The sequence below is a fragment of the Brumimicrobium glaciale genome, assembly GCF_004152935.1.
Lineage (GTDB): Bacteria > Bacteroidota > Bacteroidia > Flavobacteriales_D > Crocinitomicaceae > Brumimicrobium > Brumimicrobium glaciale.
On sequence record NZ_SETE01000003.1, the window covers coordinates 375,573 to 402,211 of the forward strand.

The window sequence follows — 26,639 nt, forward strand, 5'->3', positions numbered from 1 at the left end:
GAAGCTAAAGCTTTGGGTTAAAATAAAAAAATAGATGTTTTTTAGATCATTATTTGGTAAAAAAAAGGAAGAAGAACAAAATATTCCAACAGAAATGAAGTATTTGATTGTAGGATTGGGAAATCCTGGTGCAAAGTATGAAAACACACGTCACAATATAGGTTTTAAGATTGTGGAGGCTTTTGCAGAAGAGCGTAAAGCAATTTTTGAAACGATAAAATTAGGTGACGTTGCGAAAGCGAAATGGAAAGGTCGCCAAGTGATTCTTTTGAAGCCATCTACATTCATGAATTTGAGTGGTAAAGCGGTGAATTACTATTTGCAGAAAGAGAAAATTCTTCCTGAGAATTTATTGGTGATTACTGATGACCTGGCGCTTCCTTTTGGAAAACTGCGCATGAAAGGAAAAGGAAGTGATGGTGGTCACAATGGATTAAAAGATATTCAGGCGGTATTAAATACGACCAGCTATGCTAGATTGAGATTTGGTGTTGGAAGTGAGTTTGGAAGCGGTCAGCAAGTAGATTATGTGCTAGGAGAATGGGATGCTGCGGAAGCCAAACAAATGGATGAACGAAAAAAAACAGCTACGGAGTTTATTAAAGGGTTTACGACAATTGGACTGAATCAAACGATGTCGAATTGGAATAATAAATAGGTTCATTTGAGAATGAAATTATATATCTAGCGAAATAATTAGCGGTTAGACATTATTAGATGTTAGACAGTTAGACGTTAGATATTAGACAAACTAGATGTTTGTCTTTTTCTAAGGTTTGGTGTTTGCTATTAAGGTTTTTAGAAGCTAAAGTTAAATGCACTAAAGTGCATGTTTTATCTCTTTGGACATTCTTACCAGCTCTTTAACTTTCGCCTTTAAAACCTTTGTTTCAATATTTAAATTTTCTATTGAAGTCAGTGTATTTCAAATAACACCATTCTTAATAAATACAGATCCTACTCCTCTTCGAAAGTAATTACAATGACAGTATTCCAATCTTTTTCAGAACCATAGACCACTTCTCCTTCATAATTTGAAATTATAGTATCAATTAATTCCATTCCAAAACTAGATTTATAGTTTCCCTCAGAAAAACCGACTCCGTTGTCTTTATACTTTAATTCAAAGTTCTTATCTTTTATTTTACGTAATGAAATATTGATTTTTGGTTGAGTTATACCTTCATTGAATGCATGTTTAAAAGAATTAGTAATCAACTCATTTAGAGCGATCCCAAGATTAATTAGGGTCTCTATTTTAAATGGAATTTCTTCAGATTCAATAGTAATGATGATTCGGCTATCACCTGTTTTATGAAGGTTTTCTACCAGTTTTTCAAGATAGTTTTTAGCATCGATATCTCTAAACTTTTCTTGACGATAAATAACATTATGAACAATTGCCATGGCATTAATTCGATTCACAGCTTCTTCGAAATTTTGACGTAAAACCTCATCTTCAAAACTATAAGATTGAAGACGTAACATACTTGATACAATTTGAAAATTATTCTTTACTCTGTGATGAACTTCTTGTAAGAGTATTTTTCTCTCTTCACTTTGCTTGGTAATATATTTATTGTGCGCTCTTGTTGTTCTTAGCCTAAAGTATATGATTAGTGAAAAAGTAAGTAGAATTACAAAAAGACTAGCTATAAGTAAGTAAAAATAATTGCGTTCTTGATCTTCATGTTCTTGATCGAGTTTATGTTTATCCTGATTATTTTCTGCAATAATTTTTTGTTTATCAAGCTTAAACCTGACTGTTTCCAGCTGATTTATTTGTTCATTTAATTGGTCTTTATGTTCATTTAAATGCTCAATTACTCTTTTTTGATATAGTGCTAGTTTATCTGTATCCTCTAATTTTTCATAAATTTTTAGTAAAATATTAAGGATAATATACTCTGCACGCTTATTTTTTATTTTCTCACTTAAACTCAAAGCTTTATTTGCAAATAAAATAGCTTGTTGATAGTCAGCTTTTAAATAATAATAATCGGAGTAATTAATAAACATAAAAGACCGCTTATAATCTGAATCGGCTTTATCAATTAACACAATTGCTTTATCAAAGTATATCTTAGCATTATCAAAATCGCCAGTGTTTTTATAAAACTCTCCAAAATTACTATAGACGTTTGCTTTAACTAATTCATCTTCTGTTAACTCAGACAACTTAAGAGCCTCCTGGTAAAACGGTAGCGCCTCTTCTAAATTATCATTAAAGTAATGCATTACAGCAATAGATATGAGTAAATAAATTGAAGCATCCACGTCGTCAGTCTCCTTACTTATCTTTAAAGCTTTGTTCAGGTACTCATGCGACCTCACATAGTCTTTCTGCCGTTTATACAACAACCCTATACTCCGGTAACCAATTATTATTCCCTCTGAATCGTTAAGATCTATAAAAATTGAGGTTGCTTTATGCATTAACTCCAAAGCTTTAGGTTCTTGACCTACTTTCGAAAAATTAGTAGCTAAATTTGTGAGACAATCTGCATACTTATTTTTGATATCATATTTTTTGAAAATCTCAATCGCCTTTTCATAACCATTGATAGACTCAAAAATTTCATTTCTAAAATAATTAGTTCCACCATAATAATAGTATATCTCTGCAATAGTAAGCTGTACCTTTTTTGAATCAACGGTATTTAAATCAAGTTCGTTACACATCGAATAACCATAGTCAACGTAGTAAAATAAACTATCCTTAATTTCTAATGAATCAAAATACAAGATTTTGTAGTAAACATCATATATATGTTGAATATCAACCTTTAATTCGGGTTGATTTTTCTCATTGGCAGCTAAGGAGCTAGAGCTTATCGCTAGAACGCACAGCAACCAGTACAAAGCAATTCCTCTGAATTTTTGCATAAAAGTATTATTTATTAATAATGAAAAATCACCTTCAATCTGATTCGTAAGGAGAATCACAAATGCTTTTTAATTGTAGTAATATTTTATCTTTTCAATTCGCATTTATAGTAAAAGCCACCTTAGGCACATGAGTAGTTTTCGTATTTATTTTACGAAAATTGAATTTGATTATCATTATTTATTTAGATCTTCAATGTAAATATAATAAAATCTACACATAGTTAGTTGCATAAGTTCTATCGATTAAAAAAAAATATGTGTATCAAAAAATAGCTTTTTTATCGTAATTCAAAGACTAATTAAGGATTGAATACTGTCCAGAATATGAACAGTAAATAACTCAATAACAGATAATTCAATCTTCCGTAAAGGTTATCTTGATCAAGGTATTCCAATTCATTTCTGGGGCAAAAGTAACCTCACCATCAAAATTAGAGATTATTGTTTCGATTAATTCCATTCCGAAACTTGATTTATAATCATCTTGATTTATACCAATTCCATTGTCTTTGTAGATCAATTCATAAGTTTTATGATCTATTGTTTTTAATGAAATACTAATTTTTGGTTGAAATATTGTATCATTAAAAGCGTGTTTGAACGAATTTGTTATTAGTTCATTCAAGGCTATTCCTAGGTTTATTAATGTCTCAATTTTGAATGGAATTTCTTCTGATTCAATAGCTATTAAAATTCGGCTATCTCCAGACCTGTGAAGATTTTTCACAAGTTTCTCTAGGTATGTTTTGGAGTCGATGTCACTAAATTTCTCTTGACGATAAATAACATCGCGAACGATCGCCATGGCGTTAATTCTATTCACCGCCTCTTCAAAATTTTGGCGTAATATCTCATTGTCGAAATTATAGGACTGAAGACGCAACATACTTGAGACAATTTGAAAATTGTTTTTAACCCTGTGGTGAACCTCCTGCAGTAGAAGTTTACGCTCTTCACTTTGCTTTGTAATGTTCTTATTTGCTTCCCTTGAAGACCTTAAACGAGAATAAATGATCAATGAGAAAGTTATTAATACAATAAAGATCATGACTAATATGATGTAGTAGAAATTCAATCTTTGCATCTCTTTCTCACTATTAAGCTGGGCTTGAACTTCTTTATTATTAGATATGATTTTATCTTTTTCTAATTTATACCGAATGGTTTCTTGATTAGAAATTTGTTCTATAATTTGCTTTTCGTTTTTTTCATTATACTTTATCAATATTTTTTGATAAAAAGCAGTGCGCTCCCAATCTTTCTGTTCTTCACTGATTTTAATTAAAAGAAGAACTGATTTGTACTTCCCTTCATTATTGGCTGTATGCTCACTTATCTCAAATGCTTGCTTGCTAAATTCTAAAGCCTTGAAATAATTTTGAGATAGATAATAATAATCTGCTAAATTGATCAATGTAAACACCTTTCCAAAAGTAGAATTATTATCAATAGAAATTTTATAAGCACGTTCAAAATATGCCTTGGCCTCCTCTAATTCACCCATTTCTTTGTGAATTACTCCTAGATTATTTAAAATCAAGGCGGATTTCATTTCATTTTCAGCATTTTTAGCAAATGAGAGTGCTTCACTATACATTGATAAAGCACCTTCTACATCACCTAATTCTTTTTTTAGTCCGGCAGTTGAGTTTAAAACGCTCGACAAAACATCAGAATTATTTAACTTTCGAGCTATATATAAAGCCTTATCTAAATACTCTTGCGTTCGTGGAAGATCAACTTGATCTCTATAGATTTTAGCAATACTATTATAACCTAAGGCAGTTGCGATAGAATCTTTTGTATCAATAAATATAGAAGTTGATCTATGTAAGTATTTTAATGCTTTGGTCTGATTTCCTATTTTTAAATAGATAATGGCCAAATTATTTAAAGACCTTGCTAATTCATTTTTTATGTCAAGTAAATGAAAGATATTCACAGCTTTCTCAAAGAAAATTAATGCTTCTGCTAATTCATTCTTTCTGTAATAACCTGAACCGACTAATGAATATATTTGACCCACAGAATAATGTAAATCACTCTTTTCAGTTCTTGAAAGTTTTGTTTTTTCACATAATCGCTCTCCTATCTCTAAGTAAAAATCTAAGCTGTCGACATTTTTAATAGAATCAAAATAGATGATCTTTTTTAAATTAGATTCAATTGATTTTTTGATTTGAGCTTGTGATTCTTCTTTGTCGTTATTATTTGCAGCCGCTAAAGAAGTCCAAGTTATTAGACACAATACAGACAACAAAAAGTATTTAGTCGTTTTTTGAATCATAAGCACGTTTATTGTCAAAAGTTTAAGCAAAGATCACTTCAAAAAAATAATGGTATTAATTAACTATTCTTCAACCTCAATTTCTTCATCAGTTGGCATTTTCACAACCTTAATTGGCAATGTCGTTTTGACTTCCCAATTCGCTCTAATTGTAGATTTGGACGAAAACCATTCAATAACCTCTGCTTCAACATCATTAAATATAGATCCGGTTGTCCATTTACCATCCCTATTTAAGTCATAAATGTAGTGAAAACTATATTCACCCGGTTGCATATACTCTATTCTATGGTCTGTTTTTTCAACACCATCAAAAACAACCCTTTTTTCGTATTTCGCTGCTTTGTTACTGATAACCAATACTCCATACTCAGGAATAGTATCAAACTCAACTATCATAACTCCAGTTTCCTTCTCCTTTTGCACTGAAAAATTGAAGTTTATGCTATCATTTAAAGCATAATTCTGACCTTGAACAGCAGCTGGTGGAATACTAATGAATACTTTTTCTATATTTTTCTTATCGAAATAGATGTGCTTTTCAATCGAACTGTGGTTTATTACTTCAAAATCTAAAGAAGACTTCACAGTATCTTTTATTTTAATCGCCTCAAAAACAATTGGTGCTTGATCAAAGTAAACAAAAGGTTCATTCGCTTTTAATTTCAAGGTATCATTTGCCCACAATTGATTTTTAGACAAGTTGTTTGATATTTTCAATACCAACTCCTTTTTATCCTTAATAAAATACTTTTTGATTATTGTATCACTTTTTTCTGATGATTGCAATACACCTGAGAATGATCCAGAATTTGAAGAAGATTCATAAAAAGCACTTAAAGAATCTTTTGTTTTATTCCAAATTACATGAGCAGGTTGTGGAGCTATAAAACTGAAGTTTTCTTCTTCGCTTAAAGGCCTATTAAAGCTTAAACACCACGTAGATGTTGGGATGACTTCATTACTTATGATATTTAATTCATTCGCTTCTGGTGCCATTAGTCGGATAGTTGGAACTGTTTCGAAAACAGTATCTAATTCAACAAGCCTGTTTAAAATCGCTCGTTTTTCAGTAGCATCTAATCGATTGTTTAAGTTATCGTCTTCAAATGCATAAATGAAAAAAGTGGTGTCTTTTATGTATTGAAAGAATGCGATTCCTTCTTCATTTGTTGAAGCATAGTAACGCGGTTCAACTTTACTTGTATCGTTAATTAGTTTTTGCGTGAACAAACCAACCGTAACTCCAGAAACTGGTTTTCCAGAATAAGCGTCTTGAACTTGTACTGCTGTTTTTAAAGAATCTAGAAAGTTTCCTGTTGAAAAAACATAAGCTATTATTGAATCATTGGCCTCGGTAATGTCCTTAACGGCACGATTTAAATAAACTGTATATGTTGTATTTGGTTTCCACTCTCCTGTTTTAACAGCTAAAACTACAGATTTTTTATTGATGGTATAATCTAGTTTTACATCTGCGGGAGTAACACGAATATTTTCAGCTGGTTTATTAAACTCAATAAATTCGTCAAAAGGAATTGTGATTTCTTGAGGAGATGTATTAATACTTCCCATAGGTGGATTCACTCTTTCCTGAATAATTCCTGGAGCTGTTATGTCTTTTTCACCACCTGTTATTGAGCCCACTTGTCCACAAGCAACGAGCAATAAAGAGAGAATTCCCCAGATTATATAATTGAAGCGAGCCATGAACAAATTTCGTTTAAATATTTATGATCTACTTCATCAAATGCTTTAACGTGGTCATGGTCTAAATCAAAAACACCAATTACTTCATTGTTTTTAATTAATGGAACAACGATTTCAGACTTCGATAGACTACTGCAAGCGATATGTCCAGGAAATTCATCAACATTATCTACTAAAATAGTTTCAGCTTTTTCCCAAGCAGTTCCACAAACACCTCTTCCTTTTTTGATTCGGGTACAAGCAATTGGACCTTGGAAAGGAGCGAGAACCAATTCATCATTATCAGATTTTTTATCAACAAGGTAAAAACCTACCCAATAATAATCAAAAGTTTGTTTGATGGCGGCTGCAACATTTGCAAGATTAGCCACACGATTAGGTTCCCCCTCACACAAGGCTTTCAATTGAGGAATAAGGGTTCTGTACTTTTCCTCTTTTGAACCCACAACTATGCTGAGATCCTCTGCCATTCTTACCTTTTTCTTGGAGTTTTCTTTCTTCCTTTGTGCATTTGAGCTTGGCGCATCTGGTTAGGAGAAGCGACCATTCCCATTTGTTTCTTCATCGTAGCAAGTTGCTCTTTCAGCATATTTTTAGTATCTAATTTCTTAGCTTCTGCCAACAACATTTTAGCCTCATTTTTACGGCCAGTTTGCATACAAATCCCTGCTAATTGCATGTGTGCAACGGCTTGATCTTGTTTAGTCCTCAAACCCATGTTTAGTCCTTTACGGATCATTTGCTCACATTGTGCGTAACCTAAATCATGTTGTAAACCCAACATTCCTTTTAAATAAAGAACATAAGCGTGTTGCTTTTTAGGTAAGAATTGTAGTGCTTTGATTCTATTTAATGCATTCCAAGCTTTATCTATTTTTCCCAAACGCATTTGATAAAGAGCGATAATCACATTTTCATTTCGCCAAAAAGTCACCCAAATAATAGCCAAAGGAAGAATCATTGTAATTCCCCATCCCCAAGATCCAGAGTAAAATAAATAAACATTAAAAGCCAATGCCGATACGGCGATAATAACTCTAAGAATAAATCCAATCATAATTTTAATTAATCAATTGTTGCAATACATTTTAATTCAATAGCAATAGGAGTTGGCAATGAAGACACTTCTACTGTTGTTCTACATGGCTGATTATCTTTAAAATACTCAGCATATATTTTATTGTAAGTATGAAAATCTCTCTTCATATTTACCAAGAAAACTTGAACGTCAATCAATTCATTCCAGCTTGAACCTGATGCATCCAAAATGGCACGTACGTTATCAAATACTTGACGACATTGTGCTTCGAAATCGAACTTAATAAAGTTTCCGTTTTTATCTAATTCTAATCCTGGAACATGAGAGTCTGTAGCGTCCGAACCAGCTGTTCTTGGTCCAACTCCAGATAAGAAAAGTAAATTTCCTGCTCTTCTTGCATGCGGGTATAAACCCACTGGTTTTGGTGCGTTATTCGTACTGAATTTTTCTTGATTTGACATATCCAATTTCTTTAATTGCACAAATATACGGAATTGAAGTGGGTTGAATCAAATTTATTGAAAGGTAAAATATTTTCTTATCCTTGCTCCTGAATATACTTTTCTACTTCTTCTGAAAAATGTTTATGCTCTACTACCAATACTTTCTTCTGAATTGTATTTACATCATCTTTTGGAGATAGTTCAACTTTGTATTGTGCAAGAATTTTGCCTTCGTCGTAGATATCATTTACTAGGTGTATTGTGATACCCGATTCTGTTTCTTTATTGTCTAGAACTGCTTGATGAACTTTCATTCCATACATTCCTTTGCCACCATATTTTGGTAATAATGCAGGATGGATATTGATGATTTGTGTTGGGTATGCTTTGATTAATTCGTTCGGTATTTTTCTTAAATAGCCTGCTAATATGATGTAATCTATGCGTTCTTCTTGCATTAATTCTGTTAGGAAAGATCCATCATTTGCTCCGTCATTATTGATGACTACTTGATCTATGAATTCTTCTGTTTTTTCTAAGACTCCTGCGTTTTCATTATTTGTTAATAGTAAAACTGCATTAATTTCAGGTGATTTATCAAAGTGCTCGATGAGTTTGATTGCGTTGCTCCCTGATCCAGAAGCGAAGATAGCGATGCGTTTTGTGTTCATAGGGGTAAAAATAAGCTTATTTTGGTAAATCGGCTCGCAGATTTCTTTTTCCCGCAGATTTTTCGGTGGTTGGTTTTTTGTTTCCCGCAGATTTTCGCAGATTTCGCAGATTTTTTTTGGTTGGGGTTTGGTTTGGTAAAAATTTGAATTAAATAAATAATCCTCTGCGGGAAAACTTTCCACCATAACACGCCCCCACATCTGCGGTAATCTGCGAGATCTGCGGGAGACTTACCCCTTACAACCCACTCACTTTCCTATAAATCCCTGAATTAATATTTTCTACATTAAAGTTAACCAGTATTGCTAGTTTTAGATTTGTAATCTTGAGGTAGGTCAATACTTGTTTGTGATGAACTCCTGCTAAGCGTTCTACCGATTTAATTTCAATAATTACTTTCTTTTCTACTAGTAGATCTAATCTGAAGCCTAATTCTAGTCTTTCTCCTTCGTAATAAACAGGGACTGGCACTTCTTTTTTTACTTTTAATCCTGCCTTTTTTAATTCGTACACTAATGCTGCTGAGTAGACTGATTCTAGTAATCCTGGGCCGAGATTGTTATAGATGTTGAATATCGCTCCTCTAATCTTGTATGAGATGTCGTTTTCTGTCATGATTAATTCTTTTGTTAATGTTGATTTATATTGATTTTGGTGGTAGAATGTATTAACAGAAAATTTTGAGGTTTTTTCGTTTTATAATCCTAGCTTAAATTAAGTTACGTAGAATAATTGGTTAAATGGTGGATTGGGGGGGTGTTTTTTTTGGGGGTGGGGATTTTTTTGGGTGGTTGGATGGTTTTTCCCGCAGATTATCGCGGATTTCGCAGATTTTAGTTGCGTGTTTTTATTGGGTTTAGAGTTATTCGTGGTTGGGTGGGGATGTTGCAATGGTTGGGTGGTGGGTGGTTTTTCCCGCAGATTATCGCGGATTTTGCAGATTTTAGTTGCGTGTTTTTATTGGGTTTAGAGTTATTCGTGGTTGGGTGGGGATGTTGCAATGGTTGGGTGGTTGGGTGGTTTTCCCGCAGATTAATGCAGATTTTAGTCGCGTGTTTATATTGGTTTTTTTGGGGTGGGGTGAAGTTTGGTGGTTGGTTTGGGTGGTGCTTTTGTTAGGAAGTTGGTTAGGAGATTATTGTATTTAACATACCGCTACTGGGTTTTTCTCATCGTCTACAGCTACCATTGTGAAAGTTCCGTGAACTGCTTGTTCTCTTTTTTCTGAATACATTTCTTCAACAAATATTTCTACAGAAACGACAATACTTGTTTTTCCTACCTTGTGAACATTCGCGACAAGTTCTACTAGGGTTCCACTTGGAATTGGTTTTTTGAAATCTACTCGATCAGAACTTACTGTTACTACCTTTTGTCTGCTAAATCTTGTGGCACAAATAAAAGCTACCTCATCCATTAATTGTAGGGCTGTTCCTCCAAATAAAGTATCGTAGTGATTGGTTGTGTTTGGGAAAACTGCTTTAAAAATCCTTGTTTCAGCGGCTGCCTTTCTTTCTTCTAGGGTTTTACTCATTTTCTAATTTTTCTAAAGGTTCTAAATTTTCAACTTTTGGGTTTTGTTTTAAATCCAATTCTTCTCTTTTAGCGTACTTTGTGCGGATCATTTTATAGTAAGCAAAACTTACCAAAGCCGCTCCAACATCAGCAATAGGAAATGCCATCCAAATTCCATTTAAACCAAAATACAGAGGTAAAATTAAAACAAGTGGGATGAGAAATATTCCTTGTTTCGTTAAGGCTAAAAACAGTGCTGGACCAGCTTTACCAATCGCTTGGAAGTAGGCACTAATAATTAAACTCACCGCTAATAAAGGTGTGGCTAAGAATACCGTACGAATAACTGGAGTTGTGTCTTTAATTAAATCGAGGTCAGAAGTAAATAGTTCCGAGATATTTGCAGCAAAAGTCATAAGTACTATGAACAAAACCACTGAAATCCCTGATGCCCAACCAATAGATATTTTTACAATTTGTTGAACACGGTCTTTCAATTTCGCTCCATAATTATATCCAACAATTGGTACAAAACCTTGTGTGATGCCTAGTACAGGGAAATTAGCAAACATTAAAACCCGATTTATTATTCCATAAACGGACAAACCTTGTTCTCCTCCATAAAAATAAAGTGAGTTATTGAGTACGACTGCCAAAACACTTATTACACCTTGTCGGGCCAATGTAACCGAACCTAAGGATGCAATTTCTTTTATGATTGGGAAGGATGGTTTACAATTTTCTATTGAGATTTTTAATGCTGACTTACCATAAATAAAGTGACGTAAAGTAAAGGCAGCGCTTCCTATATAGGAAATTGTTGTTGCCCATGCAGCTCCTTTTATTCCCATATCAAAAACAATAATAAAGATAGGATCTAAAATTAAATTTATAATCGCTGGGACAATCATCGCATACATCGCTACCCTTGGATAACCTTCTGCACGAATAACGTTAATACTCATCATAGCCCACGCCAGAAAGGGAACACCAAATAAGAGAATAGTAAAATATTCTATTGCTGGAGTTTCAATATCCCCCATTCCACCAAATACATGGATGATGTCATCTGTGAAAAACGCACCTAAAATAACGAAGAAGACAGCCAAAAATAAGGTCATCACTACTTGGTTTCCGAAAGTTTTAAATGCTTTCTTGCGCTTATCATTTCCTAATGCTCTTGAAAGAACCGAAGAGCCTCCCACACCAATTGCCATTCCTATACTCGAAATCAAAAAAGTAATGGGTAAAACAACTGTGATTGCACCAATTCCTTCTGGACCGACGAAATGACCAACATAAATAGTATCAACAATGGCATAAATCGACATGGTAAGAATCCCAACTGATGCTGGAATAGCTTGCTCTGCCAATAATTTCCCTAAAGGAGCGGTACCAAATTTATCTGTCGACTTCATTCTTGTATGCTAACACATGGATTTTAAAAATGTTGACGAAGGTAATTTATTTTTGAATTGAAAAACAATGATATTCCGCTTATTCTGCCAATAATACCTAAGAAATGAACCACTATGGACTGAAAGTACCATAGGTTCAAATGAGAATAAAATTCTACAGCTCTCCAAACATTTAGATGTTAGACATTCGATTTTTTGTCTGTTGTCTAATATCTATTTTTTAATTTGAAACTTTTTAGAAGCTAAAGCTAGATGCACCAAAGTACATAGCTTTAACTATTTCTGAGACCAATAAAATGACTGCTTTATGAGCAGTATGGTTTGCATAACAAAAGATATATTTCGAGGAACAAATTCAACTCTATTTAAATCCGTATGAAGTTTGTAGAAAAACACGAAGATTTAACAACCTTTCTCTTGGCTGATACGTTTGAAAAAAAACAGAAATGTGTTTTTACTTTGAATTATAAATATTAGAAAAAAATAGTCTGCATCCTCCTTTTTACTTTGAATTCCTGCCGTACAATTAGCGGGGATTTCATCATTATCATTCGATGTCATCCTCCGTTAAAGTGAAATAATAGTAGGTTCCAGTATCATTATTTTCACGTTTATAGGTTCCTTCCAATTGCTCTGTAAAAACCTCAATTAATTGTGTACCGAAGGTTTGTTCACCGTTTTCTTTCCATTTACCGTCATCAAAATAAGTCATATTAAAGCTTCGTCCTTCGCCTGGACTTAAAGTTAACTCGATTCTGCCAGATTTAACAAAAGCGTGTTTCATTGTATTGCTCACCAGCTCATTTATTATCAAGCCGAGAGGAACTATATTTTTAGCACTTACACTTTTTAAACTTGAATTAACACTGAATTGAACATCTTTATCTACTGCTCCTGATTCAATAAGATTTTTAATTAAAGTACTCAGGTAATCCTTAATATCTATATCAATCAAAGACTCTTTTTCATACATTTTTTGATGAATTAAAGACATCGTCATAATTCTGGTTATCGCATCTTCAAAACTTTCTTTAGCTTCTTCTGATACTATTTCTCTCGATTGCATTCTCAAAAGACTCACGATCACTTGCATGTTGTTCTTTACACGGTGATGAATCTCTTGGAGTAAAACAGTGTTTTCTTTATTTTGATGCTCTACTATTTGTTTTTCCGAGTTCAATTCTTCATACGCTTCAGAAGCACGTTTGTAGGCATATTTATTAATCAATCCATATTGAAACATCACATAACCAATCAGAAACATAGCAATTGTAAACTCAATAGACAGCAAAAGAAGTGCATCTGGTCTTATGGTGAGGCTAATATGCGCTGTTCCTGCAAATTGAAAATTATAATATATTCCGTAAAATATTGAGTTGATAAGCAAGTAGAAGCTTCCCCAACCATTTCCTAATGTAAAAAATGTAGAAAGGATTAATACAACCATCCACAATGCTTCTTGGAGATGCAAAGACTCAGGAACAGTAAAAATTGCCAAGCCCAAAACTATAGAAATTGTGAAATAAAGGACTTTGGCTACTTGTCTATAGGACCTTAAATATTTTAAGAAAAAAAGACTGCCTACGGTAATAAAAAAGACTATGGCATAGTATACAAAAAATCGATCTTCAATGATATAAGTAAAAACCGTCATTACAAATCCCACAATCGTAAAGACGAAATTTATACGCCATACAAAATTGAATCTTGCTTTTTCTTGAAAACTAGAAAGTATGTTGTCCGGTGTCATTAATAGACTCATAAACGGATAGTTGGTTATTTAAACTGTTGAATTTCAAACGCTTTTAATTTGAAATTTAATTTCGACATAAATATACAGTTTTTACTTTTAGCACATCAGTAAAGCAATGTTTCATTTTACATAATTGCTGTTTTTTTTGAAATTACATAATCACTTCATCAGTGAGTTCAAAATGATAATATGTTCCAATAGTTGCAATTTCTCTTTCATAAGATCCATCTAGTTGTTCTGTAAAAACATCAATTAATTGTGTACCAAAAGTTTTTTCTATATTTTCTTTCCAAATACCATCGTCAAAATACGTCATTTTAAAGTCGCCTCCTTCTCCCGGAGTTAAGGTTAGTTCTATTCGCCCTGACTTCTCAAAAGCATGTTTAATCGTATTACTCACCAATTCATTTATTATTAATCCCAAGGGCACTATGCTTTTAGCGCTCACACTTTTCAGCGTAGAATTAACAACAAAAATGATGTTTTTATCTACCGAGCCTGTATCAATTAAATTTTTAATCAAGGTATTCAAGTAATCTTTAATATCAATATTCATTAAAGATTCATTCTGATATAGTTTTTGATGAATAAGTGACATTGTTAAAATTCGAGTGATGGCATCTTCAAAAGTTTCCTTTGCTTCTTCCGATTTTAATTCTCTTGATTGCAGTCTCAATAAACTCACTATCACTTGAAGATTGTTTTTTACGCGGTGATGAATTTCTTGAAGTAAAATTGTTTTTTCTTTATTTTGAAACTCCACAATCTGCTTTTCTGCTTTCAATTCATCATAAGCGTCTGAAGTCTTTTTTACAGCCTGATTTATTAAAACCCCATATTGAATCATCACGAATCCGATTAGAAACATTGCTATTGCAAATTCGATGGATAAAACAAAAAGCTCATTTGAACTTATTTCGGCAATGAAATGCGCGTTAGGCTTAAAGACGTAATTATAGTAAAAGAAATAAACGATCGTATTGACAATCAAGTAAAAAATTCCCCAGCGATTTCCTAAGGTAAAAAAGGAGGTGAGAATTATAACGACCATCCACAATGCTTCTTGAAGGTGCAAATACTCAGGTAGGGCGAAAATGGCAAAAGAAACTATAGCCGCGAGTGTGAAATAAAATACAATAGCGACCTCTTTATAGGCTTTTAGAGACCTTAGCAAATACGATCCTATTAAGCTGATTAGAAAAGCTACTAAATAGTAGTTAAAAAGACTATTGTCCTGTATGAAAGTGAATACAGACAGGAGCAAGCCAATGAATGCATAACCAATAGTTATTCTCCAAACAAAGACAAACTGCGCCCGTTCTTGAAAACTGGGAAACTTATTTTCAGGTATTTTAAAAAAACTCATTAATGTTGTCTTTTTTAGCTTAAAATATAATATCCATGTGAAAAATAATTTGCTCTATACTATAGAAGGCATATTCCCACTTTTCAAATATAATGATTTTACAACCACAATAATGATAAATAGATTCAGGTTTATAAAATGAAAGTGGTTTGAAAGCTGTATTCAACGCTAATCCAACCTTTAAAACTATTTCGCAATTATTAAAGCACTTCAGTTGGCGAGTAAGTTGTCATAGAGACTTGTTTTCTTTTTCAACCCTAATGTTAATAGTCGATACCTTCAGCTTTCTGTTCGAATTTTCTTACATTTGTATGTATTAAAAATCAAATGCAAGAAAAAACTTACAAGTTCGCAACTAAAGCTATTCACGCTGGAGTTGAACCTGATCCCACCACGGGAGCAATTATGACTCCCATCTACCAAACCAGTACTTACAAACAAGAAAAAGTTGGTCAACACAAGGGATATGCATATTCTAGAACATTAAATCCTACTCGTCACGCTTTAGAAAATGCACTGGCAGAATTAGAAAACGCTAAATATGGCGCTTGTTTTGGAAGTGGAGTTGCTGCAATTGATGCTGTATTGAAAATGCTCAATCCAGGAGATGAAGTAATTACAACGGATGATCTTTACGGTGGTTCTTACAGAATTTTCACAACGATTTTTGCGAAATTTGGAATCAAGTTTCACTTCATTAAGATGGGTGAATTATCTGAATTAGAGAATACAATAAATGAAAACACAAAGTTAATTTGGATTGAAACCCCTACCAATCCAATGATGAATATTATAGATATTGAAGCGGTTGCAAAGATTACTAAGAAATCAAATATCTTGTTGGCAGTAGACAATACTTTTGCAACACCTTATTTACAGAATCCTATCGATTTAGGTGCAGATTTGGTAATGCATTCTGTAACGAAATACCTTGGAGGACATTCTGACGTTGTTATGGGAGCAATTGTTACCGACAATAAAAAAATTGCAGACGAAATTTACCGCATTCAAAATAGTTCGGGAGCAATCACTGGACCAATGGATTCTTTTTTGGTGTTGCGTGGATTAAAAACATTGCATTTACGTATGCAAAGACATTGTGAAAACGGTGAAATACTCGCTTACTTCTTGAAAGATCATCCGAAAGTGGACAAGGTTTATTGGCCTGGTTTTGAAGATCATCCAAATCATGAAATTGCGAAAAAACAAATGCGTGGTTTTGGTGGAATGATTTCTTTTTCTTTGAAAGGAAACGATAGGAAAGAAGCACATTCAATTATGGAGAAATTTGAAATATTTACGCTTGCAGAGTCACTTGGTGGTGTTGAATCATTAACTTGTCACCCTGCGACGATGACACATGCTGCTCTTCCAGAAAAAGACAGACAAGAAGCAGGAATAGTAGATTCTTTGATTCGACTAAGTGTTGGAGTTGAAGATTCAGAAGATTTAATAAACGATTTAAAACAAGCTTTAGCTTAAAATACACAAATGGGATTTAACAAATTTGCAGTAATTGGAGTTGGGAAATATGGTTCAAACATCGCCCGACGTCTTGCCGAAAAAGGAGCACAAGTTTTCGCTTTCGACAATAATGAAGAAAAAATTGAAAACATCAAGGATGATGTTGCATTTGCTGTGACGTTAAACAGTACAGATTTTAAGATCTTATCCTCTCAGAAATTGGAAGAAATGGATGCCGCTGTGGTAGCCATAGGTGAGAATTTTGAAGCTACAATTCTAACTGCAGTTCATTTAATGGATTTAGGTGTTAAGAGAATTATTGCACGTGCAAACGGAGCAGATCAAAGATTAATTCTAGAAAAAATCGGTATTAAAGAAATCTTAACTCCAGAGGATGAGGTTGCTTTCGTTATTCGAGAGAAATTGCTGAACCCTTCAATTTTATCTTTCCTTCAGTTATCTGAGGAATATGAAATTGCTGAAATAAAACCTCCAAAAGGAGTACTCAATAGAACAATTCAAGATATTGATTTTAGAAATAAATATCAATTGACATTAGTAACCATGAGGCGCGAATATGACATTAAAAAGAAAGGTCAGTACGAGGTAGAACAACATGTTATTGGTGTTCCGAAAGGAGATACCGTAATTGAATCTCGTGATACTTTGGTGGTTTTCGGAACTGCAAAACACGTTCAGCGCTTTATTGACGTAAATGAATCATGATTTATATAATAACAGGAACATCATCGGGAATAGGAAAAGCCTTAGCCCATTTTTACTTAGAAAAAGGAGAAAAAGTAATCGGAATTTCGAGAAACAATTCCATTACAGACGATAATTTCACGCATGTAATGTGTGATTTATCAGACAAACACCAATTGCATGATCTTGCACTTTTAGATCTTGTCTCAAAAGACAACTTCCCAATTCGTTTAATTAACAATGCAGGAATCATCGGAGATATTAAAAGATCGCATGAATTAACGTTGACGCATTATGTGGATATGGCAATGGTTAATCTTGTTGCTCCACAATATCTTTGTAGCTATGCTTTATCGACGTTTGGTTTTGAAAATGTAGATACAATTGTAAACATAACTTCTGGTGCAGCTCAGCGCCCTGTTCCATCTTGGGGTTCTTATTGTGCCACCAAAGCAGCGATGGATATATTTGCTGAAACCCTAAATGAAGAAATCAAAGAATTAGGCAAATCAACGAAAATTTTCAATATAGCGCCAGGTGTTGTAGACACGCGTATGCAAGAAGCTATTCGCGGAAGTGGAGCACAAAACTTTTCTGGTCACCAAAATTTTGTTGATTTAAAAGAAAATAATGAGCTGAGAAGTCCAGAGGAAGTGGCGGTTTTAATTGATGCATTTATCAATGAAGAACACCCGGAAGAAGAAGGAGTGATTTGGAGAATTTGAAAATTAATGGTTAACGTGAAATAATGGTTAATGTTTAATTGTTAATGTTTAACGAGGTTTTGTTTGAAAATTAGATGGTTACATGTTGTTTTAAAACGAATTTTGTGGAATCATTTTTTTGGTTTTGATCTGTTTTTAATACAAAAGAGATCCTCTGTCAACTAACGAGATCCCTTGTTAAAATTCTTTTCCAACAAGTTGAAAAAAGAATTTTAACAAGGGATGACAGTCGGAGGTGGGTTATTTTGAAAAAAGGGGAGAAAAAGTTGATGCTCTGCATCAACTTTTTCTCCCCTTTTTTCACTCCAAAACTACTATAGACTGTCATCCTACCTATTTGTGAAATCATTGATTTTACAAATGGGTAGGATCTTGTTGGAGAGCGAAGCCTAGTGCCATTATTGAAATTTTTCAATTTAAAAATCCATAAGCAATGGTTGAGTTCTGGTCTACCACTTTTGGAGAACTAAAACATAATCAAACCATTGATGAACTAAATCTAAAACACCAAGCACACAATCTGATAATTATCAATTGTCCATTGTTAATTATCAATTATATTTAAAGCTTACTCTTTTTACCGGAACTTTTCTCAAAGTGTCATCTGCGTTGAAAAAATTAAGTTCACTTGGAAGAAAATTCTTGTACTTTATAATTCCTAAATCACTGTGTAGAAATTCATCGCTGGCAGAAACTAAACTGTCTTTGATACTCATTAAAACTCCAGTAGAATCATAATCAAAACATCTTTTAGTGGTAAAATCTTTCGTGTGAAAACTTTGACTTTTTAAAGCTTTTGATGGATAATAAATACGGGATTGTTTCAGGGATTTTTCTACTAGATTCACCAATGAAAAAGAGGAAAGATAATCTGTTGGAGAACCATAATAAAATAGGTGTTTTCCTTCTGGATTAAAGTTATGATCTATGTAGGAGACATTCCAATTTGCTGTGTCCAAGATGAAATAATGATAGATTTCTTTTTTACTGCTTTTGTCAACATATTTAAGTAGTTTTTCATCTGATTCTTCTAAAACTAATCTTTGATATTGCTGCAGTTCCTGTAAAGTATTCAATAATGAAATCATACTTTTTTCGCGGTATTTTACATTGCTAGAAACTGCTGGAGTTGAATACCCCAAAGAATCTGTTCCTGATTTGTAACTAAAAATGTGCTGCGCCAATTGAATTCCGTCAATAAATTCTGCCATGACAACCTTTTTCACACTTCCTTTTTGATCAAAATTAATTTCTAAAGTTCTATAAGGCATTGTATCGGTAATGTTGACAATACTGTCTGTAAAATTGAAATTTGTAAATCCAATCAATATGGTTTTAATATCATTTGAATCGATTAATTCTTTGGAAAACCAAGTTGGAAAACTCATGTTTTTCCATCCATCAGCATTCATAACACTCCAGTTTATCAATTGCGAAGTTAGCGGTGGCTCAATTAGAATCTCCTCTTTTTTTACTTCTTCCTGACCACAAGAATACAATAATGCGATTGAAAAAATCAAAAGATATTTTATGCGAAATTTCATGTTTCAAAGGTCATGTTTTTATCAGGAATAACCACATTATGGTAGCCATTTTCTTTTAAATGTTTTTTGAAGTGAACGGCAACTTCTTCCTCACCATGAACTAAGAACAAACGTTTTAATTTCCCTGAATTATTTCCTGACAAATAACGAATCATTTCGTTGTAGTCTGCATGGGCACTCAAGGATTTAATGTATTCTATTTCGGCATTCACTTTTCTTTCATCTCCAAAAATAGTGACTACTTTATCGCCTCTTTGTAAACGTCCAGCCAATGAATTTGGCTCAGCATATCCAACAAAAAGAATGGTGTTTTTAGCTTTTTCTAGTGCATGATAAATATGGTGTTTCACCCTTCCTGCGTCTGCCATTCCTGAAGCAGAAATTACAATACAAGGCTCATCCAATTCATTTATACGCCGAGAATATTTTTGTTCTTTAACGTAAATCAATTTTTTAAAACCAAATGGGTCGTGTCGGGTTCCTTTCTTAAAACGTGTAACCTCTCGGTTTAAAAGATGCGAATAACGGCGCATAATATCTGTTGCGTCAATTGCCAACGGACTATCTACAAATATTTTTACATCTGGAAGTAATCCATATAGATCCAATTTATTCAAAGCAAACACTAACTCTTGGGTTCGTCCCAAACTAAAAGCTGGAATTATTAATTTTCCTTTTTTATCTTTTAAAGTATGCAAAACAGCATTCAATAAACCTTGTTCTGCATCAACGGTATTGTCATGTAATCGATCTCCGTAAGTAGATTCACAAATCACGTAATCTGCTTGAGGTGGAAGTTCAGGATTTCGCATTAAAGTAGCGTCGTATCTTCCAATATCCGCTGTGTAAAGTAAAGTATGTTTTTCGCTTACTTCGTCAATATTCAAATAAATGGCAGCACTTCCTAGGATATGTCCATTCGGAATAAATGTTGCTTTAATTCCTGAAGTTATTGCAGTAATTTCATTTTCCTTAACAATCACAAACTGATGTAAAGCTTGCTCAACATCTTCAAAACGATAAAGTGGTTCATAAGCAGCATCACCTTCTCTTTGGTGTCTTTTATTAGAATAAAGCACATCTGCTTCTTGAATATGCGCACTGTCCCGCAGCATAATTTCACATAATGCATGTGTGGCTTCGGTACAAAATATTGGCCCTCTGTAACCATCTTTTACAAATTTTGGAATTAATCCAGAGTGATCAATGTGCGCATGGGAAAGTAAAATAGCTGAAACGGAAAGCGGATCTGCAAAATCCTCCGAATTTAAAGAGTGCGTATCTTTTCCCATTCCTTGGTACATTCCACAATCCAACAATACCTTTGTATTGTCCCACAATTGAACAATGTGCTTACTTCCTGTAACTGTTTTGGCGGCTCCTGCAAATGTAATTTTCATTTGTTGTGTTGTTTAGTAGTTCTTGTCTAGTGTCCATAAGAAAACTAGGCCTTTTCTAGTATTTGATAAGAAGATTCCAAAGACAAGGCTTGTGATTCCGATAGCTATCGGAATTTTAATTGTCAGGAGTCCCCAATAATAGATTGGGGATGACTGCAATTTAAAACAAGCATAACGCAGTATTTGTAGTTTTCTTGCAAAGACTATCTAAGGTAACACAAATGAATGAATAAAGGAAGGGAAATGTGGGGAATAAAAAAAAGTGCAGCTCTTTCAAACTACACTTTTAACACACCTTCTTATTTTACTTTAACTTTTCGGCACTTCTTTTTATTTTAGCTGCTCTCCACAAGTCGTAATAACTTTTCGTTTCTATGATAATTACGCCACCTGTTGTATCTCCATATTTTGCTGGAATTGCGCTAGAATAAATAGTAATTGCTCCGATAGCAGCACTGGGAATTGATTTCACTTCATCCATTTTTACTCCATCGATATAAGAAACGAGGTTATTCCCTCTAGATCCACGGATCATCATTTGTCCATTGTCGTCAATCTTTATATCAGAATTTCTGCTGCTGATTAAAGCTTTCATGTCAGATCGAACAGCACTTTGGGCGATATCTAAACTATTGATTCTTTCTTGACCAAAGTCGAAGCTAATTAAAGGATCTTGGTAATATCCGATTTTATCAAAACCTTCTATTTCCATTACCTTGTCTTTAAAGTTAATTCGACCTAAATTTTCTATTCCATCTGCCACCACTTTAGCATAAATGGTTTGAGAAATAGTGTCCGATAAGTAGTTCACTTTTAGCACATACATTCCTGTTGGAATAGAATTAATTTTAAATCTTCCATTTTCATCTGTGTCGGCCCCAAATTTTGTGGCACCTCTTTCCACCCAAACTTTGGCGAAAATTGCTGGTTTTTCTGTATCTGGATCTTCAAAAATTTGTCCTTGAATATCTCCAACCGCTCCTTGAGCAACTGCAAAATTCACAAAGAACATTGCTGCGATAACTTTCATTATTGTTTTCATCATTTCTATGTTTATATACCAACTCAACATTCTAATAACTCATTAAAAAGATAAATTGGTATTGGTTCAACATTGAGATGCGGAAGGAGTAAAAATTCCATAAATTAATTTGAAATAGTTGTGAAACAGCTTGACTGAATAACTATAGACTATAAGTGTCATCGGTTCATTTGAGAATAAAATTCTATATCTAGCGAAATATTTAGATGTTAGATTTTAGATGTTTGTCAAAAGACAAAAAGTCTAACATACAAAATCTATTGTTTGGTTTAAAAATTTTTAGAAGCTAAAGCTAGATGCATTAAAGCGCATATTTTCAACTATTTATGAGATCAATAAAGGGCGTATTGGACTTCGACGCTGTTCAGCCACTTCCATCCATACATTCAAGCTTTTAAAAAAAAACATTAGCTAATTTTCTTTTTCCCCCTAACTTTCATCAAGAGTTTAGAGAAATTAATATTATCGAAAATCAATCCTACCACTATAAAAATAAGACCTGCAATTGTGGAAACGAGGATGGTTTCGCCGAGAACAAAATAAATTACGATTAGAGAAAGGAAAGGAACCAAGTAGATGAATTTACTCACTTTAGCGGTGTGTGTTGACTTTTTTAAGGCCAGTGACCAAATAACGAAGGTAATTCCCATTTCAAAAAAACCAACATAAGCAGCAGCAGAAAAGTATTTTAGAGAGAATTTAGGGAACTCAGAAAAAACAAAAAGAAAAATTGTAATGTACACCATTCCAAAAAGGAAATTAAGAAACAGTTTCCCGATTTCGTCTCGTTTATCCTTAATATTATAAATCCAAAAAAGAGCCCAAATTACCGCTGAAAGTAAACCAAGCAAAGCGCCAAAAGGATTACTAAATGTAAATCCTAGAATATCTCCTTTTGTTGAAATCACGAGTACACCAATGAAACTGATGAATATTGCAACGAAATTCTTTACTGTTATTTTCTGTCCTAAAATAGGAATAGAGAGTAAAGTCATCATGATAGGCCAAGTATAATTTAAAGGTTGCGCTTCTTGCGCTGGCAATAGTGAATAGGCTTTAAAAAGAACGATATAATACAAAAATGGATTGACCAGCCCGAAAACGGCCGATTTTAAATAAGCTTTTCTTTCATATTGGAATACATCCTTTAGCTTATTCTGAAAAACCAGAATAAAAAACAAAGAGATTAAAGAACAGGAAATAGCCAGAAAAAGCAATTGCAAATAATCAAAATAGCCCAATGACAACTTCATTGCTGAAGCGACGGTACTCCATAAAATTACAGCAATTATGGCGTATAGATATGCTTTGTTTTGATCTTTCATATTATAGTTTTAAGAAGCATAAGCAAGGGCGTTTTGCAAAACGCCCATACTTAATACTTCTTAAAAAGTACTCCGATGAAATGAGTTCAGTAACCTCTCACTACCCCTCACCTTTTTCTCTTTTCTTTCTGTTCTCCTCATCAACTCTTTTCATTGTTTCACCAATTTGGTTTGACGCTGTAAACGAAGCCACCATATTGTTCAACATATCACTACCCGCTTGTGGCGAGTTTGGAAGTAAGATAAGATTAGAATTTGTTTCTTCTCCAAGAGATTGTAGCGTATCGTAATGTTGTGTTACCACGATTAAAGCCGAAGCTTCTTGAGAATTAATTCCCACTTTGTTTAAGACATCAACACTTTCAACTAAACCTCTTGCGATTTCTCTTCTTTGATCTGCAATACCTTGACCTTGTAATCTTTTACTTTCTGCTTCTGCACGTGCTTTAGCTACAATTTTAATTCTTTCTGCTTCTGCTTCAAATTCAGCCGCTACTTTTTCACGTTCCGAAGCATTAATTCTGTTCATTGAAATTTTAACTTGCTCGTCTGGATCAATGTCTGTTACCAAAGTTTTGATAATATCGAATCCATAATCCTGCATCGCTTCGTTTAATTCTGATTTTACAGCATTTGCAACGTCGTCTTTACGCTCAAATACATTGTCTAATACCATTTTTGGAACTTCAGCACGTACAACATCAAAAACGTAAGATGTAATTTGAGATTGTGGATTTTCAAGCTTGTAGAAAGCTTCATAAACCTTGTCTTTCATTACTTGAAATTGAACAGAAACTTTTAAACGTACAAAAACATCATCTTTGGTTTTTGTTTCAATGATTACATCCAACTGCTGGATTTTTAAATTGATTCGTCCAGCTACTTTATCTATCAAAGGAATTTTGAGTTGTAAACCTGAATCTCTAACCGATTGAAATTTACCAAAACGCTCCATAATTGCAGCAGTTTGTTGTTTTACGAGGAAAAATATGCCGTAAATCAAGAAAATGACAATGGCAAGGATGATCACATTGGAAATTGGAAATTCGTTCATAGCTATTAGTTTTGAACGAATTTACAATAAAGAAGTTAATAAACGATTAAAACAAATAGGTTTGGTTAGATATGGACCTAACTTTTACATTTCAATAATTCCGTGTAATTAAATCACCTATAATGTTCCCGAAACATTAAGTCATTTATATGACATTACAGTAAGCGCTGTATTGAAACGCTGACATTAGTCCCTTATTTTAATCGGAATGACGCTGATCTCTTCCCTCAGATTTTGCGCAGATTCAAATAATGAAAAGTCTTGCAGGTCGATTGTCGGAGAAACTATAGATAATTCAATAAGATTATAAAAATAAGAACCTCCCTCTCGTTCTCGCTCCAAAGCAAGAAATGAAAAAAAATATTACAAACCTTGCATGGTACTCAACTTGTGATACAAACCATTTTTAGCAAAAAGTTCTTCATGCGTTCCGCGTTCGGCAATTTCACCTTTACTCAAAACCAAGATTAAATCGGCATTTTTAATGGTGCTTAAACGGTGAGCAATAACCAAGGAAGTTCGATTTTTCATTAAATTATCTAAAGCATCTTGAACCAATTTTTCGCTTTCTGTATCTAAAGCAGAAGTTGCTTCATCCAAAATCATGATGGGTGGATTTTTCAAAACTGCACGGGCAATACTCACTCGTTGTTTTTGACCTCCAGATAATTTGTTTCCACGTTCACCAATGTTCGTGTGGTAGCCATCTTCCATTGCAGAGATAAAATCATGCGCATTGGCTATTTTGGCTGCTTCCATCACTTCCTCTTCAGTTACATTGTTCATCCCAAAAGCGATGTTATTGAAAACCGTATCGTTAAACAGAATAGATTCTTGATTTACAATTCCTACTTGATCACGTAAATCATGTACTGTAAATTGATTGATATTGGTTCCGTCATAAGTGATTTCACCCGAAGTAACATCATAGAATCGTGGAAGTAAATCAGCGATAGTTGACTTCCCACTTCCAGATTCACCCACTAATGCAACAGTTTTTCCTTTCAGTAATTCGAAGTTCAAATGCTGCAAAACCATTTCTGTTTGATAAGAAAAAGATACGTTTTTAAATACAATCCCTTTTTCTAATGGATGAATAGCTGCTGGATGAACTGGATCAAGAATTTTCTCATCCGCTGATAAAATCTCTTCTATTCTTTCCTGACTCGCTTTTGCTTTACTCAGGTTCGCGCTATTCTTAGCTATATTCTGAACTGGAACTAACAATTGAGAGAATACGATAATGAATCCGATAAACTCTTTCCCTGTGAAACCATCTCCAGCTGCTCCATCAAGAATCATTGAACCACCGTACCACACAATACCAATCATAACCAAAGCACCCAAAAACTCATTTAATGGCGAAGAAACATCTCTTTTTCTAAATGCACGCGTAGTTAATCTTTGGTGGTGTAAATTTATTGCTGCGAATTTTCTCACTGACTCATCCGTTGCATTGAATGCTTTTACAATTCTAATTCCTCCAAGGTATTCATCTAAAAATGAAAACAAAACACCCAATTGCTTTTGTCCTTTACTAGCAGTTCTTTTTAAACTTTTCCCTATTTGAGTAATGATTAAAGCAGAAACGGGCAGTAAAATAAAAGAGAAAAGTGTTAAAGCTGGACTCCAATAAACCAATACACTTACTGTAATGATTACAGATAAAGGATCTCTAAAAATCAATTCTAAAACAGCTACAACTGCAACTTCGATTTCATTGACATCGTTATTCATTCGTGACATCAAATCTCCTTTTTTCTCTTCTGTAAAGAATGAAATTGGCAATCCCATTGATTTTTTAAAGAGTTGATCTCGGTAATCTCTTACCACTGCCATTCTTAATTGGGATTGATGGTAAATGGCCAGGTAACGGAATAAACTTTTAAAGAAAAACGCAATAACGACAGTTACACAAACAAAAAACAAAGCATGTTTTGGATCATTTTGCGCCATTGAAGTCATGAAATAATTGTAATAATTACTTAAAAACTCAATATAAGCTGAAATCCCGTCGTTTTCTAAAATTGGCTTACTCACTATTTCAACTTCTTCAGAAGGGAAAATAACTTGTAAAAAAGGTACAAAAAGCACCAATGAAAGAAGATTGAAAATGACATATAAGAAGTTAAAAACAATAGTAGCTATTGCTCTCGCTTTGTAAATAAATGTCGCTCTGAATATAGTCGATAATTGTTTCATTCATCGCAAATATAGGATTTTTTCAAGTTTAAAGAGTAGACAAAAAGTTATTAATGATAAACGTAGAAACGCAATGCATTGCGTCT

22 protein-coding genes are annotated in these 26,639 nt (G+C 33.6%); 4 read left to right on the forward strand and 18 right to left on the reverse strand.

Annotated elements, in window-relative coordinates:
• The first annotated feature begins 34 nt into the window (after window positions 1-34).
• Window positions 35-658: an aminoacyl-tRNA hydrolase gene (gene pth / locus ERX46_RS08815; protein ID WP_394345108.1), complete on the forward strand. Its 624-nt coding sequence runs from the start codon at window positions 35-37 to the stop codon at window positions 656-658.
• 299 nt (window positions 659-957) lie between these two features.
• Here the strand turns inward: pth and ERX46_RS08820 are convergent, their stop codons facing one another.
• From ERX46_RS08820 to ERX46_RS08875, 12 genes are all read right to left on the reverse strand, one after another.
• Window positions 958-2,886: a tetratricopeptide repeat-containing sensor histidine kinase gene (locus tag ERX46_RS08820; protein ID WP_130093494.1), complete on the reverse strand. Its 1,929-nt coding sequence runs from the start codon at window positions 2,884-2,886 to the stop codon at window positions 958-960.
• Window positions 2,887-3,244: 358 nt separating this feature from the next.
• Window positions 3,245-5,176, reverse strand: a complete 1,932-nt coding sequence (locus tag ERX46_RS08825) for a tetratricopeptide repeat-containing sensor histidine kinase (protein WP_130093495.1) — start codon at window positions 5,174-5,176, stop codon at window positions 3,245-3,247.
• A gap of 63 nt (window positions 5,177-5,239) precedes the next feature.
• A complete protein-coding gene (locus ERX46_RS08830; protein WP_130093496.1) occupies window positions 5,240-6,886 on the reverse strand; it encodes an Ig-like domain-containing protein in 1,647 nt (548 codons plus the stop codon).
• The gene (locus tag ERX46_RS08835; protein ID WP_130093497.1) at window positions 6,865-7,356 is read right to left on the reverse strand and encodes a GAF domain-containing protein; all 492 of its coding nucleotides are present in this window, start codon (window positions 7,354-7,356) and stop codon (window positions 6,865-6,867) included. The genes ERX46_RS08830 and ERX46_RS08835 overlap by 22 nt, the downstream gene beginning before the upstream one ends.
• A gap of 2 nt (window positions 7,357-7,358) precedes the next feature.
• The gene (locus tag ERX46_RS08840) at window positions 7,359-7,943 is read right to left on the reverse strand and encodes a tetratricopeptide repeat protein (protein WP_130093498.1); all 585 of its coding nucleotides are present in this window, start codon (window positions 7,941-7,943) and stop codon (window positions 7,359-7,361) included.
• An 8-nt stretch (window positions 7,944-7,951) separates the two neighbouring features.
• Window positions 7,952-8,386, reverse strand: coding sequence for a RidA family protein (locus ERX46_RS08845; RefSeq protein ID WP_130093499.1), 435 nt, complete (start codon window positions 8,384-8,386; stop codon window positions 7,952-7,954).
• A 77-nt stretch (window positions 8,387-8,463) separates the two neighbouring features.
• Window positions 8,464-9,039 (reverse strand): phosphoribosylglycinamide formyltransferase, encoded by a 576-nt coding sequence (gene purN, locus ERX46_RS08850; protein ID WP_130093500.1) that lies wholly within the window; start codon window positions 9,037-9,039, stop codon window positions 8,464-8,466.
• A 238-nt stretch (window positions 9,040-9,277) separates the two neighbouring features.
• On the reverse strand, window positions 9,278-9,655 hold the full coding sequence (locus ERX46_RS08855) for a GxxExxY protein (protein ID WP_130093501.1): 378 nt from the start codon (window positions 9,653-9,655) through the stop codon (window positions 9,278-9,280).
• A 529-nt stretch (window positions 9,656-10,184) separates the two neighbouring features.
• On the reverse strand, window positions 10,185-10,574 hold the full coding sequence (locus ERX46_RS08860; RefSeq protein WP_130093502.1) for an acyl-CoA thioesterase: 390 nt from the start codon (window positions 10,572-10,574) through the stop codon (window positions 10,185-10,187).
• A complete protein-coding gene (locus ERX46_RS08865) occupies window positions 10,567-11,973 on the reverse strand; it encodes an MATE family efflux transporter (protein WP_130093503.1) in 1,407 nt (468 codons plus the stop codon). The genes ERX46_RS08860 and ERX46_RS08865 overlap by 8 nt, the downstream gene beginning before the upstream one ends.
• A 547-nt stretch (window positions 11,974-12,520) precedes the next feature.
• Window positions 12,521-13,735: a sensor histidine kinase gene (locus ERX46_RS08870; RefSeq protein ID WP_130093504.1), complete on the reverse strand. Its 1,215-nt coding sequence runs from the start codon at window positions 13,733-13,735 to the stop codon at window positions 12,521-12,523.
• Between the two features lie 142 nt (window positions 13,736-13,877).
• The gene (locus ERX46_RS08875) at window positions 13,878-15,092 is read right to left on the reverse strand and encodes a sensor histidine kinase (protein ID WP_130093505.1); all 1,215 of its coding nucleotides are present in this window, start codon (window positions 15,090-15,092) and stop codon (window positions 13,878-13,880) included.
• 327 nt (window positions 15,093-15,419) lie between these two features.
• Between ERX46_RS08875 and ERX46_RS08880 the strand changes: the two genes are divergently transcribed.
• The 3 genes from ERX46_RS08880 to ERX46_RS08890 are packed head-to-tail and all read left to right on the forward strand — an operon-like array spanning window position 15,420 to window position 17,986.
• Window positions 15,420-16,574, forward strand: coding sequence for a cystathionine gamma-synthase (locus tag ERX46_RS08880; protein ID WP_130093506.1), 1,155 nt, complete (start codon window positions 15,420-15,422; stop codon window positions 16,572-16,574).
• Window positions 16,575-16,583: 9 nt separating this feature from the next.
• Entirely contained in the window at window positions 16,584-17,282 is a 699-nt protein-coding gene (locus ERX46_RS08885) for a potassium channel family protein (protein WP_130093507.1), read from the forward strand.
• On the forward strand, window positions 17,279-17,986 hold the full coding sequence (locus ERX46_RS08890; protein ID WP_130093508.1) for an SDR family NAD(P)-dependent oxidoreductase: 708 nt from the start codon (window positions 17,279-17,281) through the stop codon (window positions 17,984-17,986). The genes ERX46_RS08885 and ERX46_RS08890 overlap by 4 nt, the downstream gene beginning before the upstream one ends.
• Window positions 17,987-18,537: 551 nt before the next feature.
• Here ERX46_RS08890 and ERX46_RS08895 read toward each other — a convergent pair.
• The 6 genes from ERX46_RS08895 to ERX46_RS08920 all read right to left on the reverse strand — a co-directional run bounded on the left by ERX46_RS08895 (window position 18,538) and on the right by ERX46_RS08920 (window position 26,553).
• Entirely contained in the window at window positions 18,538-19,530 is a 993-nt protein-coding gene (locus ERX46_RS08895) for a hypothetical protein (RefSeq protein ID WP_130093509.1), read from the reverse strand.
• The gene (locus ERX46_RS08900) at window positions 19,527-20,930 is read right to left on the reverse strand and encodes an MBL fold metallo-hydrolase RNA specificity domain-containing protein (protein WP_130093510.1); all 1,404 of its coding nucleotides are present in this window, start codon (window positions 20,928-20,930) and stop codon (window positions 19,527-19,529) included. Before ERX46_RS08900 ends, ERX46_RS08895 begins: the two co-directional genes overlap by 4 nt.
• Window positions 20,931-21,234: 304 nt before the next feature.
• The gene (locus tag ERX46_RS08905; RefSeq protein ID WP_165366196.1) at window positions 21,235-21,975 is read right to left on the reverse strand and encodes a carboxypeptidase-like regulatory domain-containing protein; all 741 of its coding nucleotides are present in this window, start codon (window positions 21,973-21,975) and stop codon (window positions 21,235-21,237) included.
• 404 nt (window positions 21,976-22,379) lie between these two features.
• Window positions 22,380-23,297 carry a DMT family transporter gene (locus tag ERX46_RS08910; RefSeq protein ID WP_130093512.1) on the reverse strand — a complete coding sequence of 306 codons (918 nt, stop codon included), beginning with the start codon at window positions 23,295-23,297 and terminating at the stop codon, window positions 22,380-22,382.
• A gap of 100 nt (window positions 23,298-23,397) precedes the next feature.
• Complete coding sequence (locus ERX46_RS08915) at window positions 23,398-24,351, reverse strand: SPFH domain-containing protein (RefSeq protein WP_130093513.1); 954 nt, start codon at window positions 24,349-24,351, stop codon at window positions 23,398-23,400.
• A 363-nt stretch (window positions 24,352-24,714) separates the two neighbouring features.
• Window positions 24,715-26,553 (reverse strand): ABC transporter ATP-binding protein, encoded by a 1,839-nt coding sequence (locus ERX46_RS08920; RefSeq protein WP_130093514.1) that lies wholly within the window; start codon window positions 26,551-26,553, stop codon window positions 24,715-24,717.
• Between the last annotated feature and the right edge of the window lie 86 nt (window positions 26,554-26,639).